The 18,027-nt window shown below is 32.3% G+C and carries 15 protein-coding genes; all 15 read right to left on the minus strand.

The annotated features are described in order from the left end of the window. Positions 1-32 precede the first annotated feature (32 nt). From lpdA to ACTTA5_RS04745, 15 genes are read right to left on the minus strand one after another with little or no spacing between them, the layout of a single operon-like run. Positions 33-1,433 carry a dihydrolipoyl dehydrogenase gene (gene lpdA, locus ACTTA5_RS04675; RefSeq protein WP_440648318.1) on the minus strand — a complete coding sequence of 467 codons (1,401 nt, stop codon included), beginning with the start codon at positions 1,431-1,433 and terminating at the stop codon, positions 33-35. After that, positions 1,434-2,735 carry a 2-oxoglutarate dehydrogenase complex dihydrolipoyllysine-residue succinyltransferase gene (gene odhB, locus ACTTA5_RS04680; protein WP_440648320.1) on the minus strand — a complete coding sequence of 434 codons (1,302 nt, stop codon included), beginning with the start codon at positions 2,733-2,735 and terminating at the stop codon, positions 1,434-1,436. A 6-nt stretch (positions 2,736-2,741) separates the two neighbouring features. Continuing rightward, positions 2,742-5,660: a 2-oxoglutarate dehydrogenase E1 component gene (locus ACTTA5_RS04685; protein ID WP_440648322.1), complete on the minus strand. Its 2,919-nt coding sequence runs from the start codon at positions 5,658-5,660 to the stop codon at positions 2,742-2,744. A 36-nt stretch (positions 5,661-5,696) separates the two neighbouring features. Next, positions 5,697-6,572 (minus strand): succinate--CoA ligase subunit alpha, encoded by an 876-nt coding sequence (gene sucD, locus ACTTA5_RS04690; protein WP_440648324.1) that lies wholly within the window; start codon positions 6,570-6,572, stop codon positions 5,697-5,699. After that, positions 6,573-7,733: an ADP-forming succinate--CoA ligase subunit beta gene (gene sucC, locus ACTTA5_RS04695; RefSeq protein ID WP_440648326.1), complete on the minus strand. Its 1,161-nt coding sequence runs from the start codon at positions 7,731-7,733 to the stop codon at positions 6,573-6,575. 2 nt (positions 7,734-7,735) lie between these two features. Beyond that, complete coding sequence (gene mdh, locus ACTTA5_RS04700; protein ID WP_440635423.1) at positions 7,736-8,698, minus strand: malate dehydrogenase; 963 nt, start codon at positions 8,696-8,698, stop codon at positions 7,736-7,738. Between the two features lie 10 nt (positions 8,699-8,708). Then, positions 8,709-10,202 carry a CoA-acylating methylmalonate-semialdehyde dehydrogenase gene (locus ACTTA5_RS04705; RefSeq protein WP_440648328.1) on the minus strand — a complete coding sequence of 498 codons (1,494 nt, stop codon included), beginning with the start codon at positions 10,200-10,202 and terminating at the stop codon, positions 8,709-8,711. A 39-nt stretch (positions 10,203-10,241) separates the two neighbouring features. Further along, complete coding sequence (locus ACTTA5_RS04710) at positions 10,242-11,021, minus strand: succinate dehydrogenase iron-sulfur subunit (RefSeq protein ID WP_262589896.1); 780 nt, start codon at positions 11,019-11,021, stop codon at positions 10,242-10,244. Continuing rightward, the gene (sdhA, locus tag ACTTA5_RS04715; protein ID WP_440613691.1) at positions 11,021-12,796 is read right to left on the minus strand and encodes a succinate dehydrogenase flavoprotein subunit; all 1,776 of its coding nucleotides are present in this window, start codon (positions 12,794-12,796) and stop codon (positions 11,021-11,023) included. Before sdhA ends, ACTTA5_RS04710 begins: the two co-directional genes overlap by 1 nt. Next, positions 12,796-13,122 (minus strand): succinate dehydrogenase, hydrophobic membrane anchor protein, encoded by a 327-nt coding sequence (sdhD, locus tag ACTTA5_RS04720; protein ID WP_440633083.1) that lies wholly within the window; start codon positions 13,120-13,122, stop codon positions 12,796-12,798. The genes sdhA and sdhD overlap by 1 nt, the downstream gene beginning before the upstream one ends. A 1-nt stretch (position 13,123) precedes the next feature. After that, positions 13,124-13,507 (minus strand): succinate dehydrogenase, cytochrome b556 subunit, encoded by a 384-nt coding sequence (gene sdhC, locus ACTTA5_RS04725; protein ID WP_440635419.1) that lies wholly within the window; start codon positions 13,505-13,507, stop codon positions 13,124-13,126. Beyond that, complete coding sequence (locus ACTTA5_RS04730) at positions 13,497-14,504, minus strand: aspartate-semialdehyde dehydrogenase (RefSeq protein WP_440648330.1); 1,008 nt, start codon at positions 14,502-14,504, stop codon at positions 13,497-13,499. The genes sdhC and ACTTA5_RS04730 overlap by 11 nt, the downstream gene beginning before the upstream one ends. A 15-nt stretch (positions 14,505-14,519) precedes the next feature. Continuing rightward, positions 14,520-15,629: a dimethylsulfoniopropionate demethylase gene (locus ACTTA5_RS04735; protein ID WP_440648332.1), complete on the minus strand. Its 1,110-nt coding sequence runs from the start codon at positions 15,627-15,629 to the stop codon at positions 14,520-14,522. Beyond that, positions 15,626-16,402, minus strand: a complete 777-nt coding sequence (locus ACTTA5_RS04740) for an alpha/beta fold hydrolase (protein WP_440648334.1) — start codon at positions 16,400-16,402, stop codon at positions 15,626-15,628. The genes ACTTA5_RS04735 and ACTTA5_RS04740 overlap by 4 nt, the downstream gene beginning before the upstream one ends. 8 nt (positions 16,403-16,410) lie before the next feature. Further along, positions 16,411-18,027 (minus strand): acyl-CoA synthetase, encoded by a 1,617-nt coding sequence (locus ACTTA5_RS04745; RefSeq protein WP_440648336.1) that lies wholly within the window; start codon positions 18,025-18,027, stop codon positions 16,411-16,413.

The following is an 18,027-nucleotide window of genomic DNA, read 5'->3' on the forward strand; positions in this document are numbered from 1 at the left end:
CAATTTAGGTTTTAAACAAATTGTCCTATGGTTTAAGAGTGTATTGCTCTTTTGTCTACTGATAATGCAGCTTCTTTAACTGCTTCTGAAAAAGTTGGGTGTGCATGACATGTTCTCGCTATATCTTCTGAACTTGCGCCAAATTCCATAGCTACACCTATTTCAGCGATTAATTCTCCAGCATGAGGACCTATAATATGAGCTCCTAATACTTTGTCTGTTTGCTCATCTGCTAATATCTTTACAAATCCCTCAGCATCATCAATTGCTTTGGCTCTAGAATTTGCCATAAATGAAAATTTACCAACTTTATACTTTTGATTAAATTCTTTTAATTGTTCTTCTGTTTTTCCTATAGATGCAACTTCTGGAGTAGTATACACAACGCCAGGTATTGTATCATAATTAACATGTCCAGATTGACCTGCAATATTTTCTGCAACTGCGACTCCTTCATCTTCAGCTTTATGAGCAAGCATTGGCCCTACTATTACATCACCAATAGCAAAAATATTTTCGACATTTGTTTTAAAAGTTTTGTCAGTTTTTATTCTTTTTCTTTCATCTAAATCAATTCCTACTGCATCTAAATTTAGTCCATCCGTATTTGGCTTTCTACCAACAGAAATTAACACCACATCACATTCAAAATTGTTTTTATTGCCATCTTTATCTACTGTTGAAACAACTGCTCCGTTGTTATTCTTCTGAATTGTTTCAACTTTGTTTTGCATATTAAATTTAATGCCCTGTTTTTTTAAAATTTTCATAAACTCAGATGAAATTTCTTTATCCATTCCAGGTGTAATATGATCTAAGAATTCTACAACCTGAACTTCCGAACCTAATCTTGACCAAACTGAACCCATCTCTAAACCAATGTAGCCACCTCCAACCACGACCATTTTATTTGGTACTTTTTCTAATTTTAAGGCCCCTGTAGAGGAAACAATTACTTTTTCATCAATATCAATTCCAGGTAATGAAACTGGCACAGATCCGGTTGCTATTACTGTTTTTTCTGACTCAATGATTGTCTCATTATTCTTGTCATCTTTAATTGAGATTTGGTTTTTTGATTTAAAACTTCCGTGACCTTTAAAATAAGTAACTTTGTTTTTTTTTAATAGAAATTCAACACCTTTGGTCAATATTGTTACAGCTTTATCTTTGCTTTTCATCATCTTTTCAAGATTAAGTTTCACCTCACCTATCTCGATACCCTTATTAGATAAATTTTTTACTTTATGAAATTCTTCAGAAAGATTTAATAAACTTTTTGAGGGTATGCAGCCAACATTTAAGCAAGTTCCTCCTAGTGAACCCCTAGACTCTATACATGCTGTTTTTAAACCTAATTGTGCAAGCCTAATTGCACAAACATAACCACCAGGCCCTCCTCCAATAACTACAGCTTGAAATTTTTCTGACATTTAAATATCCAAAAATAATCTTCTAGGATCTTCTAGATTTTCTTTAATCATTTTTAAGAAAGAAACAGATTCTTTGCCATCAATAATTCTGTGATCATAAGAAAGAGCTAAATACATGATAGGTCTTATTTTTATTTCACCTTCTACTACCACAGGGCGCTCTACAATGTTGTGCATACCTAGAACACCTGATTGAGGTAAGTTTAGAATTGGAGTTGATAACATTGATCCATATACTCCACCATTACTGATAGTAAATGTTCCTCCTTGTAGATCTTCAATTGTTAATTTTCCATCTCTAGCTTTTTCAGAAATATCTTTGATATTTTTTTCAATATCTGCAAATGAAAGCTCATCTGCATTTCTTAAAACTGGAACAACTAAACCTTTATCAGTACCTACAGCAAAACTAATATTATAATAGTTTTTATATATAATTTCATCGCCATCAATTTCAGCATTAACAGCAGGGAAATGTTTCAAGGCCACTACACATGCTTTAACAAAGAATGACATGAAGCCTAATTTAATTCCATATCTACTTTGAAAGTCTTGTTGATTTTCTTTTCTCATTTCCATTATATTTGTCATGTCAACTTCATTAAAAGTTGTAAGTAATGCAGCATTTTCTTGAGCTTGTTTTAATCTCTTAGCAATTGTCTGTCTTAGTCTGGTCATTTTAATTCGTTCTTCTTGACCATATTGAATTTTTCTCTCTGATGGTTTTGGATTTGCTCCCATTAGACCAATTAAATCTCCTTTTAAAACCTGACCATTTTTTCCTGAACCTTGAACTGAATTAACATCAATATTATTTTCAGTAACAATTTTTCTGACAGCAGGAGACAAAGTATCATTTTTATTATCTATTACTGGTGCTGGTTTTGGTGCTACTTCCTCAGTCAAAACTAAGGGCTTAGGTTTTTGAATTTCTGTTTTTTTATCTTCAAAAATTTCTGGTTCTTTTTTATTTGTATCTAATTTTATTACATTATTTTCAGGAGGAGTTTCTTCTACTTTTTTAGGTTCCTCTTTCTTTTCAGTTGGTATCACTTTTGCTGCGCCATTTTCTGAAACAGAACCTAATAATGCTCCAACTTCTACTGTAGAACCATCTTGTGAATTAATTTCTGTTAAAACACCAGTTATTGGTGATGGAACTTCTAAATTAACTTTATCAGTTTCAAGTTCTACAATTGGTTCATCAGCTTCAACCGTATCTCCAGCTTTTTTTAACCATTTTGCAACTGTTGCTTCTGTAATACTTTCACCAAGTACTGGAACTACTATTTTTTCACTCATTATAATTTAACCAAACACCTTACTAATTATTTCTTGTTGCTGAGAATTATGCCTCTTTGCATATCCAGTTGCTGGAGTTGCATCAGGGCTTCTTCCTATATAAGAAATTTTATTATATTTAGCCTTTAAAGTATCTAATGTCCATTGAATATAATCTCTCACTGAAAACCATGCTCCCATATTCTTTGGTTCTTCTTGGCACCAAAAAAATTCAGCATTTTTGGCATATGGTTTAAGTTCGTTTACTAAAGCTTTTGCTGGGAAAGGATAAAGTTGTTCTATTCTAAACATGATTACATCATCTCTTTTTAATTTTTCTCTAGCATCAAGTAAGTCAAAGTAAACTTTGCCTGAGCACAAAATAACTTTTTTAATCTCAGAACTTTCTTTAAGTTTAATAAAACCATTTGATTTTGGGTCAATCGCATGGTCCCACAAAATTCTATGGAAAGTATTTTGTTTATTAAAATCTTCTAAGTTAGAAACACAGTATTTATTTCTAAGCAATGATTTTGGTGTCATTACAACCAATGGTTTTCTAAAATCTCTATGCATTTGACGTCTTAATGCATGATAATAATTGGCTGGAGTTGTGCAATTCATGACTTGCATATTATCGTTTGAACATAACTGTAAAAATCTTTCTAATCTAGCAGATGAATGTTCAGGACCTTGACCTTCATATCCATGAGGCAACAACATTACAAGCCCTGAGGCTCTGTTCCACTTTCTTTCACCTGAAGCTATAAACTGATCAATCACAACTTGAGCTCCATTTGCAAAATCTCCAAATTGAGCTTCCCAAATTGTTAGTGTATTTGGTTCAACTAAACTGTAACCATATTCAAAACCTAAAACAGCAAGTTCAGATAAAAAACTATCTACTACTTCAAATTGTTTTTGACCTTTGACAATATTATTTAGTGGAATATATCTCGAATTATCAATTTGATTTCTTAGTACAGAATGTCTTTGACTAAAAGTTCCTCTACCAGAGTCTTGTCCAACTAAACGAACTGGATATCCTTCAACTAACAAAGATCCAAACGCAAGAGCTTCTGCTGAAGACCAATCAATTCCCACTCCTTTTTCAATCGAGTCTCTTCTGGCATTTAATATTTTACTAATAGTTTTATGAATATTTTTTTCTGATGGTACTGTATTTATTTTTTTTGAAATTATTTTCAATTTCTCCTCATCAAAACCTGATATTCCTCTTTTATCTTTTCCTTTCTCAGGTTTATATCTTGACCATGTACCCTCAAACCATTCTATTTTAGGATTGTAGTCTTTTGCACTTTTGTATTGATCATCTAATAAATCTTTAAATGATTTAACATTTTGGTTTAATAATTCTTGAGTAATTGATTTTTCATTAACAAGTTTATTCCCATAAATTTTATATACACTTGGATGAGATTTGATTTTTTGATACATCAAAGGCTGAGTAAACGATGGCTCATCTCCCTCATTATGACCAAACCTTCTGTAACAAATTAAATCAACTACAACATCTCTATTAAACTTTAATCTGAATTCTGTTGCTATTCTAGTCGCATAAACAACTGCTTCTGGGTCGTCTCCATTAACATGCAAAATTGGAGCCTCAACCATTTTAGCAACATCAGAAGGATAAGGTGACGATCTTGCGAATCGAGGACTCGTTGTAAAACCAATTTGATTATTTACAATTATATGAATAGTTCCACCAGTGTTATGTCCAGGTAGTCCTGACATGGCAAAACATTCTGCTACCACACCCTGTCCAGCAAATGCTGCATCACCATGAATTAGTATTGGGATAACTTTGTTTCTGTCTTTATCTTTATGAAAAAATTGTTTTGCTCTAGTTTGTCCTAAAACGACAGGATTTACTGCTTCAAGGTGAGATGGATTATCTGTCAAACTAACATGAACAGAATTTCCATCAAATTGTCTGTCAGAAGATGCACCAAGATGATATTTTACATCTCCAGCACTATCCTCAGAGTCATCACTATATTCACCAGCAAATTCATTAAATATTCTTTTATAAGATTTTTGTAAAACGTTAGCCAAAACATTTAATCTGCCTCTATGAGACATTCCAATTTTAACTTCTTTGATTTGTTGTTGACCACCAATTTTAATTATTTGTTCAAGTGCAGGAATTAAACTTTCTCCTCCATCTAATCCAAATCTTTTTGTACCAACATACTTAGTTGCTAAAAATTTTTCAAAACCTTCGGCTTGAACTAATTTATTTAAAATTGCTTCCTTTCCATTTTTGGTAAACTGAAGAGCTTTATCATCTTGCTCAATTCTATCTCTAAACCATTTTCTTTCGTCAGGATTAGAAATATGCATAAACTCATAACCTATTTTTCCACAATAGGTTTTTTTCATAAATTTTAAAATTTCTTTAATACTGGCATACTTTTTATTAATCACGCCGTTTAAGAAAATTTTTCTTTCATAGTTTTCTTTCTTAAAACCATAAAACTCTGGATGAAGTTCATCTAAATATTCAGACTCTCTCATTCCCAAAGGATCAAGATCAGCTAACAAATGCCCCCTTAATCTGTAGGCTCTGATTAACGCAACAGCACTTATTGAATCTTTGTTAGAGTCTGCAAGTAATTGAAAATTAAATTTTTCTGAAGTATCTATTTTTTCATTATTTAAATTAGTAATTTCATTTTCATCTATTTTCTTTTGAAGCTCATCAATATTTATTTTTGTTTTTTCTGGTCCCCATGATGGTCCATTTATTTCATTAGCAATAACTTTTATTTCATCACCAATTCCTTCAAAGTAATTTAACCAACTTTCAGGGAGATCTTTATCTTTGTTGATGAATTTTAAGTACATTTGTTCAATAAATGCACTATTTGATTTATGTAAAAACGAATTTTTTTCGAAATCGAGATTTTTTGATGATGACATCTTTTTTATTTAATATATCCCTCTAAAAAATATTTTTCAATTAGACAGTTTATCAAATAAAGTTTTACCAATTATTGATGGTGATTTTGCGACTGTAATTCCACATTCTTCCATTTTTTTTATTTTATCTTCTGCACCACCTTTGCCTCCAGAAATAATTGCACCTGCGTGCCCCATTCTTCTACCTGGTGGCGCAGTAATTCCAGCTATAAATCCAACTGTTGGTTTTTTAATCTTATGGTTTTTCAAAAACTCTGCTGCTTCCTCTTCTGCAGAACCTCCTATCTCTCCAATCATTAAAATTGATTGTGTCTCTTCATCATTTAAAAACAGATCTAAACAATCTATAAAATTTGTACCATTTATAGGATCTCCTCCAATTCCAATGCATGTTGATTGCCCCAATCCATTTTCAGTTGTTTGAGCAACCGCTTCGTAGGTTAAAGTTCCAGATCTAGATACAATTCCAACTGAACCTCTTTTATGAATATTGCCAGGCATAATTCCAATTTTACATTCATCAGGAGTTATAATTCCTGGACAATTTGGACCTATAAGTCTGCTATTAGACCCATCTAATTTTTTTCTAACCCTAAGCATATCTTGAATTGGGATACCTTCAGTAATGCAAACAATTAATTCAACAGATGCATCGATAGCTTCTATAATTGCTGCGGCAGCAAATTTTGCAGGCACATAAATCATAGTGGCATCTGCCCCAACTGCATCTTTAGCTTCAGCTACAGAATTAAATACAGGTCTGTCTAAATGCTTTTGACCTCCCTTTTTAGGAGTAACACCTCCTACTAAATTTGTTCCATATTTTATTGCTTGCTCTGAATGAAAAGTTCCATGTGCACCTGTAAAACCCTGACAAATTACTTTAGTTTCTTTATTAACTAAAACTGACATTTATTTAATAGCCTCAACAATTTTCTTAGCAGCATCATCTAAGTTCTCTGCTGAAATTAATTTTAAACCTGAATTATCTAAAATTTCTTTTCCCTCTTTAAAATTTGTCCCTGCAAGTCGAACTACCAAAGGTACACTAATATTAATTTCTTTTGCAGCGTTCACTACTCCTTGTGCAAGCACATCACATCTCATTATTCCCCCAAAAATATTTATCAAAATTCCCTTCACATTTTTATCTGAAAGAATAATTTTAAATGCTGCAGAAACTTTTTCTTTTGAGGCTCCACCTCCTACATCTAAAAAATTAGCTGGCTCTTTACCATATAATTTTATGATATCCATAGTTGCCATTGCTAGACCTGCGCCATTAACCATACATCCAATACTTCCATCTAACTTGATATAAGCTAAATCATGTTTGCTAGCTTCAATTTCAGTTGGATCTTCTTCATTTAGATCTCTTAATTCTAGAATTTCAGGGTGTCTAAATAATGCATTAGAGTCGAAATTAACTTTCGCATCTAAACAAACAATCTTTCCCTCTTTTGTTAAAATTAAAGGATTTACCTCAACCATATTTGCATCTGTGCTAATAAACATTTTATAAATTGATTTGATTAATGAAATTGCCTGATCTTTTGCATCATTGTTCAAATCAAAAATTTTAATTACTGACTCACAATCTGCATCTGATATTTCTTCAGCCATATCAACTTTAGTTGTAATAATTTTTTCTGGATTTGAGCTTGCTACTTCTTCAATATCCATTCCACCTTGATCACTTGAAATAAATGCAATCTTTGAACTAGCTCTATCAACCAAACATGATAAATAGAATTCTTTTTCTATATTGGAGGATTCTTCAACATATAATCGCTTAACCTCTCTTCCTTCTGGTCCAGTTTGATGAGTTACAAGTGTTTTTCCAAGTAATTCATTTGCTGAATTTTTTAATTCCTCAAGTGTATTAAGAATTTTAACTCCTCCAGCTTTACCTCTACCACCAGCGTGAATTTGAGCTTTTAAAACATACTTTTCAGTTTTTAAATTTTTTGCTTTTTCAATCAAGTCATCAACACTTGTTGAAAAAAATCCTGCTGGAACTATTGCGCCATATTTCTTTAAAATTTCTTTTGCTTGGTGCTCGTGAATATTCATTATTATTTTGAAAGATCTGGATCTATTTTAGAGGCAGCTTCCCAAAGAGCTTTTACAGCATCAATAGAGTGCATAAACTCTTTATTTTCTTTTTCATCTAAATCCACTACTTCAATTTTCTCAACTCCATCTTTACCAATTACAACTGGTACTCCAGCATAAACATTTTCTACTCCGTACTCACCATTTAACTGCACTGCGCAAGGTAATAATTTTTTTTCATCTTTTAAATATGATTCAGCCATTTGAACTCCCGATGCTGCAGGTGCATAAAAAGCAGAACCTTTTTCTAAATACTTGACGATTTCTGCTCCACCGTCTCTAGTTCTTTGATTAATTTCTTCAACTCTCTCTTGAGAAATCTTTCCCTCTTTCACAAGATCCAATAAAGGTTTGCCAGATACTTTTGTAAATCTTGGCATTGGAACCATAGTATCTCCATGACCACCCATAACCATTGCTTCAATCTCTCTTACAGGCACACCAAACTCTAATGATAAAAACAGTTTAAATCTTGAGCTATCTAAAATTCCTGCCATGCCGACAACTTTATTTGCAGGCAAACCTGAAAACTTTTGAAACGCCATAACCATCACATCTAAAGGGTTGGTGATACAAATTACAAAGGCGTTCGGTGCGTTTTCTTTTACTCCTTGAGCTACCTGTTTAATAATTTTTAAATTTATACCAAGAAGGTCATCTCTACTCATTCCTGGCTTTCTTGGAACTCCTGCTGTTATTATGATAACATCAGAATCTTTAATATCTTTATAATCGTCTGTACCTGATAATTTTACATTAAATCCATCAACTGATGATGATTGAGCTATATCTAAAGCCTTTCCTTTAGCTATTCCACTTGCAACATCAAATAAAACAACTTCATCAACAAGCTCCTTTATTCCAATTAAATGTGCTAGTGTTCCGCCTATTTGGCCTGCGCCAATTAAAGATATTTTTTTCATTTATTTCCTTTTATTTCATTGTTGGCATTACAAATTCTGCGTTTGTACGCACACCTGAAGGCCATCGTGATGTTACAGTTTTAAGTTTAGTATAGAATTTTATTCCTTCCATGCCATGCATACCACTATCTCCAAATAATGATCTTTTCCAACCACCAAAACTATGAAAGGCCATAGGAACTGGAATTGGAACATTGATACCAACCATTCCTACTTGAATTTTACTAGCAAATGTTCTGCCTGCATCACCATCTCTGGTATAAATGCTTACTCCATTTCCGTATTCATGATCATTGATTAGTTTTGCAGCCTCTTCAAAAGTTTTAACTCTAACTACAGATAGAACTGGGCCAAAAATTTCTTCTTTATAAATTCTCATGTCTTTATTAACGTGATCAAATAAACAACCACCTATATAAAACCCGTTTTCATAACCTTGAAGTTTTAAGTTTCTTCCATCGACAACTAATTTAGCACCTTCTTCAACTCCTAAATCAACATAACTTTTTACTTTTTCTAAATGCTCTTTTGTAACCAGAGGTCCCATCTCTGAAGTTTTATCCATACCGGGTCCTACTTTTAAAGCCTCTGCTTTTTTTGAAAGTCTTGAAACTAGTTCATCACCAATATCTCCAACAGCAACAGCAACAGATTGAGCCATACATCTCTCACCTGCAGATCCGTAAGCTGCACCCATCAATCCATTTACTGCACCATCCAAGTCACAATCTGGCATAACTACTAAGTGATTTTTTGCGCCTCCAAGTGCTTGTACTCTTTTTTCATTTTTAGCTGAATTTTCGTAGATATATTTTGCGATTGGAGTGGATCCAACAAAGCTTACAGCTTTAATGTCTTTATTTTCTAAAATTGCATCAACAGCTTCTTTGTCGCCATTAACTACGTTAAATACTCCGTCAGGCAATCCAGCTTCACTAAGTAACTCTGCTAATCTAAGTGGACATGAAGGATCTTTTTCTGAAGGTTTTAATATAAATGTATTTCCACAAGCAATTGCTATTGGAAACATCCACATTGGTACCATTGCTGGAAAATTAAATGGAGTAATTCCAGCTACTACCCCTAGAGGTTGTCTCATTGACCAACTATCAACATTTGTTCCAACGTTTTCTGAGTATTCACCTTTTAATAAATGAGGAATTCCACAAGCAAACTCTACTACCTCAAGCCCTCTTGTTAAAGATCCTCTAGCATCCTCAAAAACTTTTCCATGTTCTGATACTATTAGCTTTGTTAATTCATCAGAGTTTTTTTCTATTAATTCTTTAAATTTAAATATTATCCTTGCTCTTTGTAAGGGAGGTTTCGCAGACCAAGTTTCAAATGCTTTTTTGGCTGCTTCTACAGCTTGATCTAAATCAGATTTACTTGCAAGTCTAACCTCAGATTCTTGTTCTCCAGTTGCAGGATTAAATACTTTTCCTTTTCTATCAGATGAACCTGGAATTATTTTTCCATTAACGAAGTGCTCTATTAATTTCATGAATACGGTCTTTTAAATCAAAAAAACTTAATAGTCTATTTAAACATTGGCCGTAGCTAACATTTTTTTAATTTCTGCAATTGCTTTTGCTGGATTTAGGCCTTTGGGACAAGCATTTGTACAATTTAAAATAGTATGACATCTGTAAAGTTTTAATTCATCAGCAACTTTTTTTAATCTTGCTTTTCTTTCTTCATCTCTACTATCAACGATCCATCTGTAAGCTTGTAGAAGGACTGCTGGACCTAAGTATTTATCTCCATTCCACCAATAACTTGGGCAAGATGTTGAACAACATGCACACATAATACATTCATAAGCGCCATCAAGTTTTGCTCTATCTTCTTGAGATTGATAAATTTCTGTTGTTTCTTTTTTTGAATTATTTTTTAACCAAGGTTCAATAGATTGATACTGTTTATACAAACCATCCAAATCTCCAATTAAATCTCTTTTAACTTTCAAGTGCGGTAGCGGATATATGTCTATATCTCCATCAATTTCCGAATGCGGAGTTGTGCACGCTAAACCATTTTTGCCACCCATGTTCATAGCACAAGAACCACAAACTCCATGAGCACAAGATCTTCTATAAGCTAATGTTGGGTCAATTTCGTTTTTAATTTTATTTAAAATATCTAAAACTTTTGAAGGACAATTATCCATATCAACTTCATAAGTATCAATTCTTGGATTTTCTTCAGTAGAAGGGTCCCATCTATAAACATTTACTCTTCTAAGATTTTTAGAGCCTGTTTTATCTTTAAAATATTTACCTTTTTTGACTTCAGAATTTTTTGGTAAATTCAATTGTACCATTAGTATACTCGCTCTTGTGGTGGAAAATATTGAACTTCATTAGTCAAAGTTGACTTGTGGACTGGTCTATAACTAATTTTTGTATTTTTTCCATCACACCAAGCAAGAGTATGTTGCATAAATTTATCATCATCTCTTTTTGGATAATCATCTCTTGCATGAGCTCCTCTGCTTTCTTTTCTGTGATATGCAGATTCTACTGTTGTTACTGCTTGTCTAATTAAATTATCAAATTCTAAAGTTTCAACTAAATCAGTATTAAATACTAAAGATCTGTCTTTAACAGAAATGGAGTCCATTCCATCATAAGTTTTTCTAATATCATCTACGCCTTCTTTTAAATTTTTTTCTGTTCTAAATACTGCACATTTAGATTGCATTGTTTTTTGCATTGAAAGTCTAAGTTCTGCAGTACTATTATTTCCATCTGCATTTCTTAACTTATCAAATCTATCTAAACATTTTTGTGTCTCAGACTCCGGTAGCTCTTCATGAGGAGTTCCGGGTTTAACTAATTCTGCTGCCCTTTTTGCTGCTGCTCTTCCGAATACTACTAAATCAATTAATGAATTAGAGCCAAGTCTATTCGCACCATGAACAGATACACATGCTGCTTCTCCTATAGCCATCAGACCTGGAACAGTTTTTTCTGAACCATTAACAGTTAAAACTTCTGCTTTGTAATTTGTTGGAATACCACCCATATTATAATGAACTGTTGGGACAACAGGTATAGGCTCTTTAGTTACATCTACATTTGCAAATAATCTTGCAGCATCAGTAATTCCTGGAAGTCTACTTTCAATGATATCTTTATCTAAATGACTTAAGTTTAAATGAACATGATCTTGATCTTTTCCAACTCCTCTTCCTTCATTTATTTCAATAGACATTGACCTACTAACAACATCTCTTGATGCTAAATCTTTTGCATTTGGAGCATATCTTTCCATAAATCTTTCGCCCTTAGAGTTAGTTAGATAACCACCCTCACCTCTAGCACCTTCTGTTATTAACGTGCCATGACCATAAATTCCTGTTGGATGAAATTGAACAAACTCCATATCTTGAAGAGGCAATCCAGCTCTTAATACCATTGCATTTCCATCTCCAGTGCAAGTATGAGCAGATGTAGCTGAATAATAGACTTTCCCATATCCACCTGTAGCTATAATTACAGTATGTGCTCTAAATCTATGGATTGTTCCATCATTTAAATTCCATGCAATTAATCCCTTGCACGCTCCATCTTTCATTAAAAGATCTAATGCAAAATATTCTATAAAAAACTCAGTGTTATGTTTTAAGGCTTGTCCATAAAGCGTATGAAGAATTGCATGACCAGTTCTATCCGCAGCAGCACATGTTCTTTGTACAATTCCATTTCCATAATTTTTTGTCATTCCACCAAAAGGTCTTTGATATATTTTTCCCTCTTCAGTTCTACTAAATGGAACTCCATATTTTTCTAATTCTAAAACAGCTTTTGGAGCTTCTTTACATAAATACTCAATGCTATCTTGATCACCTAACCAATCTGCACCTTTAACCGTATCATACATGTGCCATCTCCAGTCATCTTCCCCCATGTTACCAAGTGCAGCTGAGATACCTCCTTGTGCAGCAGAAGTGTGGCTTCTAGTTGGAAATACTTTTGAAATACAGGCTGTTTTCAATCCAGCTTCGCTTAATCCAACAGCAGCTCTCAAGCCAGATCCACCAGCTCCTAAGACAACTACATCATATTCATGATCTATAATATTATAAGCGCTCATTATTTTAGATTAAGTAAAATTATTATTGTTAATAATGGAATAATTATAGCAGAAATATAGAGAAGTCTGTTTGCGACATATTTGGTTTTTTCATTAGAAATATAGTCCTCAAAAACCTCACTAATACTTAGGGCAGAAAAAAAATAAGCAAAAATTAAAAATATACTAAATAAAAACTTATTTGTTTTGTTTGAAAAAAAACTAACTACTTCAGAATAGTCTCCATCATAAACTGATATGAAATTAATTATAAACCAAAACATTAAAGGGACTAAAATTATTGATGATAATTTTAAAAACATCCATTTTTTTGTAGCTAAATTCATATTAAAAAAAGTTTTTTCCAATTAAGTAAAATAAAATAGTTAAAATCAATGAACCAAAGATCACCATCAAACCTGTTATACGAGTAGTCTTCAGTTCATAGCCATAACCCATATCCATTATTATATGTCGGATTTCACTAAGTATCTGAAAACTAAAAGACCACGCTAAACCTATTGCAACAAATTTTCCAAGAAATGAATTAAAAAAAAAGTTTATCAAATCATATTTTGGTTCTCCTAAAATTAGCCAAGAAACCCAGACGCAAACTAAAGTTATTGCTAAGATATTTATTATTCCAGTTATTCTATGAGAAATAGATACTAGTGAGGATATGTGCCATCTATAAATTTGTATATGAGGAGAAAGAGGTCTTTTACTTTCCATAAAAATTATTTTTTATTAATGTTTCGGCAATTTCAACTGCATTTAAAGCTGCACCTCTAAGTAAATTGTCTGAGACAATCCACATATTTAAGCAATTCTTTTTAGTCTTATCTTCTCTAATTCTTGAAATGAATGTCTCATCTTTTCCAGCCGCTTCAAGTGGTGTTGAATATCCACCATCTTGTCTCTGATCAATAACTTTACAGCCTTCCATTTTCTCAAGACATTCTTTAATTTGATCAATTGTAAATTCTTTTTCTAATTCTAAATTTACTGCTTCAGAATGGGAAACTAAAACTGGTACTCTTACACAAGTTGCTGATAATTCAATATTTTGATCTAGAATTTTTTTAGTCTCATTGGTCATTTTTAATTCCTCTTTTGTGTATCCGTCATCAGCAAATACATCAATATGTGGAATTAAATTAAATGAAATTTGTTTTGTAAAATTTTTTGATTCAATTGCTTTGTTTTCTAATGCTAACTTAGTCTGTTCTACTAATTCATCCATTGGTGCTTTACCACCACCAGATACTGATTGATATGTAGCTACAACTACTCTTTTTATTTTAAATAAATCATGGATTGGTTTTAATGGTAAGACTAATTGTGCAGTTGAGCAATTAGGATTAGCAATAATATTTTTTTTTATATTTTTTAAGTCATCCGCATTTACTTGAGGTACAATTAAAGGAACATCAGGGTCCATTCTATAAAAACTAGAATTATCTATTACAATACTGTGACTTGCTGCTTTCGAGGCATAAGCTTCTGAAATTTTTCCACCTGCCGCAAAAAAAGTAATTTTTGCTTTTGAAAAATCAAAAGTCTCTAAATTTTCAACTTCTATGTCTTTTCCTTTAAAATTAATTTTTGAACCCGCACTTCTTTCAGATGCAACTAAAAAAATTTCTGAAATAGGCAAATTTTTCCTCTCAAGTACTTCTAGTACTTTTCTTCCAACATTGCCCGTGGCTCCGACTATAGCTATATTCATGATGGGGTTGTTATACTAAATGAAAGGTAAATCGCAAACTTTTCCAGCGCAATTATGTCCATTTACAACAACTTTTACATTTTGCTCAAGATTCCAGTATCCTTTTTGCATCATAGCTATACCAATTACTTTTTTGAAGTGAGGTGAATAGCAAGCAGATCTTAATTCTCCAATTAGGTTGTTGTTTTCATCTGTCAAATCTAGAGAACCTGTTACACTGATTTCATTAATATCAATTTTTATACCCATCAATTTTTTAGTAATTCCTTCTTCTTTTATTTTTATTAATTTTTCCTTACCCAAAAACTTTGCATCACTATCTAAGTTAACATACTTATCAAAACCACACTCAAACGGGTTATCATTGTTATCCATATCGTTTCCAAATGATAAAAGAGCACTTTCAATTCTCTCTATTAAATTAGGGCATCCAGGCTTAACATTAAATTCTTTACCAGCTTCAAATAAATGATCATATAACTTTTGACCAGACTCAATGTTTTGAACATAAATTTCATAACCACCTTGCTTAGACCAACCTGATTGTGCAATTAAATGGTCAACTCCTTCAAAATTAAAATAATCAAATCCAAAAAATTTCAATTTAGTTATTTTTTCTCCGAATACTTTTTCCATTAACTTAAATGATTTTGGACCTTGAACAGCCATAATGTCTACATTTGGTTCAAAGATTTTAACATCAAATTTATTTCCAATTGCTAATCCTTTTGCAAATAAAATTACATCAGAGTCTGCAATAGATATCCACCATTTCTCCTGACTTAATCTCAGCACAACAGGATCATTAATTAATCCACCCTGGTCATCTATAATAGGACAATAATAACATCTACCATCTTTAGATTTAGATAAGTCTCTACAAGTCATTAATTGAACTAATTTAGCTGAGTCTTTTCCTGAAATTTCAACTTGCCTCTCTGCTGCGACATCCCAAATTTGAACATGCTCTTTTAAGTGATGATAGGAATCTTCTACAGATCCAAACGCTGCTGGAAGCAACATATGATTATAGATTGTATAAGCTGTTACACCTTGTTTTTCTATTCTTGAAGTATATGGTGTACTTCTAAGTCTTCTAGATTTTGCTATCGAATAATTTTTCATTTATTTAAAAATTCTAAAACCTTGTCCCGCATTTCAAATGCTTTTTCAATCATAATCATATGTCCACATCCTTCGATTACATGAATAGTTGAATTTTTAATCAATTGAGAGAATTTTTTTCCAGATTCTAAATTAACCATTTTATCTAGAGAACCAAAAACAAACATTGATGGAACCTCAATTGACCCAGCTGTGGTTGAGCCATTTTTGTAATTATTACAAGCTATAAGATCTACAGCAAGTATTTCTCTAATATCTTTTGGAGATTGAATAATTCTTTCAACTGGATTTCCACCTATAAATTTTTTTGAGCCTTCATATCCCCACTTCATCATTAACTTTACTGCATCAGAATCTCCATTTTCCGCAAGTTCAATCAAATCAGGATGAACAGGCATTTTATTAGATCCACCTACAAAGACTATTTTTTTTAGTCTATCTTTGTATCTATGGGAATACTCAAGTATTTCTAAACATCCTTGTGAATGACCAACTAAAATTAAATTTTGAAGATCTAAGGCATCAAATACAAGTTCCAACCATTCTGCTATCTCCTCAATAGTTTTTAAACATGGCCCCTCAGAATTTCCATGTCCTGGTAAATCAATAGATAATACATTGAAATTATTATTTGAAAAAAATTGCTCACTTAATGACCAAACAATATGAGATAAGCCACTTCCATGAAGAAAAACAATGGTATCTTTGTTTTTATCTATACCTTTGCCATTGTCTGAAGCAAAAATATTTTTATTTTCGATTTCAAATATCAATTAGATTCCTAAACTTTTTTTCTCAGTTCAAACTTCTGTATTTTTCCAGTTGATGTCTTAGGTAGTTCGCAAAAAACGACCTTTTTGGGAACTTTAAATCCAGCCAAAGTTTCTTTACAAAAATCAATTAATTCTTTTTCAGTAACAGGCTTATCTTGAACCATCTCGATGAAAGCACAAGGTACTTCTCCCCATTTTTCATCTGGTTTAGCAACTACTGCTGCTATTGAAACCGAAGGATGTTTAGATAAAGTATTTTCAATTTCTATTGATGAAATATTTTCTCCCCCTGAGATAATAATATCCTTAGATCTATCTTGAATTTTTACATACCCATCAGGAAACATAACTGCCAAGTCACCACTATGAAACCATCCATCTTTCATTGCTTTGTCTGTAGCTTCTTTATCTTTAAAATAACCCTTCATTACTACGTTTCCTCTAATCATGATCTCACCGATAGTTTTTCCATCTTTAGGAACTTCTTTCATCGTCTCTGGATCTAAAACTGTTACTCCTTCTGTATTGGGATACCTTACTCCTTGTCTTGCTTTAATCTCATTTTGTTTATCTTCATCTAAATCATTCCATCCATCATTCCACGCACATTGTGTAACATGACCATATGTTTCTGTAAGACCATAAACATGCATAACTTCAAATCCAAGAGATTTCATTTTTTTAAAAATAATACTTGGCGGAGGTGCTCCAGCAGTTAAGACGTAAACTTTATGCTTTAATTTTTTTCTATCACTTTCTGGAGCTCCAGTTATCATATTTAAAACTATTGGTGCTCCTCCAAAATGAGTAATTTCATATTTATCAATAAGCTCAAAAATTTTCTTAACATCAATATTTCTTAAGCAAATTGTTCTTCCATTTAACATTGGAACTGTCCATGGATAGCACCAGCCATTACAATGAAACATGGGTACAACTGTTAAAAAGTTTAAACGATTAGGCATATTCCAGGCAACAGTACTTCCCGTAGACATTAAGTACGCACCTCTATGATGGTAAACAACACCTTTAGGATTGCCAGTTGTACCTGAAGTATAACTTAAAGATATTGCCTGCCATTCATCATCAGGCATTTTCCAATTAAAATTCTCATCTCCAGTATTTAAAAAACTTTCGTATTCTAAATCTCCAATTTTTTCCAACTTTGATTGATCAGCATGTTTGTCATTAATATCTATAACAGTTATTTTTTTATTTAAATTTTTTAAAGCTTTTTTTACTTCTACATGTAATTGTCTATCTACAACCAATACCTTCGCATCACTGTGATTTAAAATATAATTAATTGTATTAGCGTCTAATCTTATATTAATTGTGTTTAAAACAGCTCCTGTCATTGGAACTGAGTAGTGTGCCTCAAAAATTTCAGGAGTATTAAAAGCTAAAAAAGATACTGTATCTCCTTTTTGAATACCAATTTTAGAAAGTGCACTGGCAAATTTTACTGCTCTTTTATAAACTTCATTCCAAGTATAGCTTCTATCCTCATAAACTATAGCCTCATAATCAGGATAAACATCTTTAGCTCTTTGTAAAAATGTTAGAGGTGTTAATGGAACATAATTTGCATTATTTCTATCCAGATTAATATCGTAATGATTCAT

Origin of the sequence: Candidatus Pelagibacter sp. HIMB1521 (genome assembly GCF_052047875.1) — a bacterium.
GTDB lineage: Bacteria > Pseudomonadota > Alphaproteobacteria > Pelagibacterales > Pelagibacteraceae > Pelagibacter.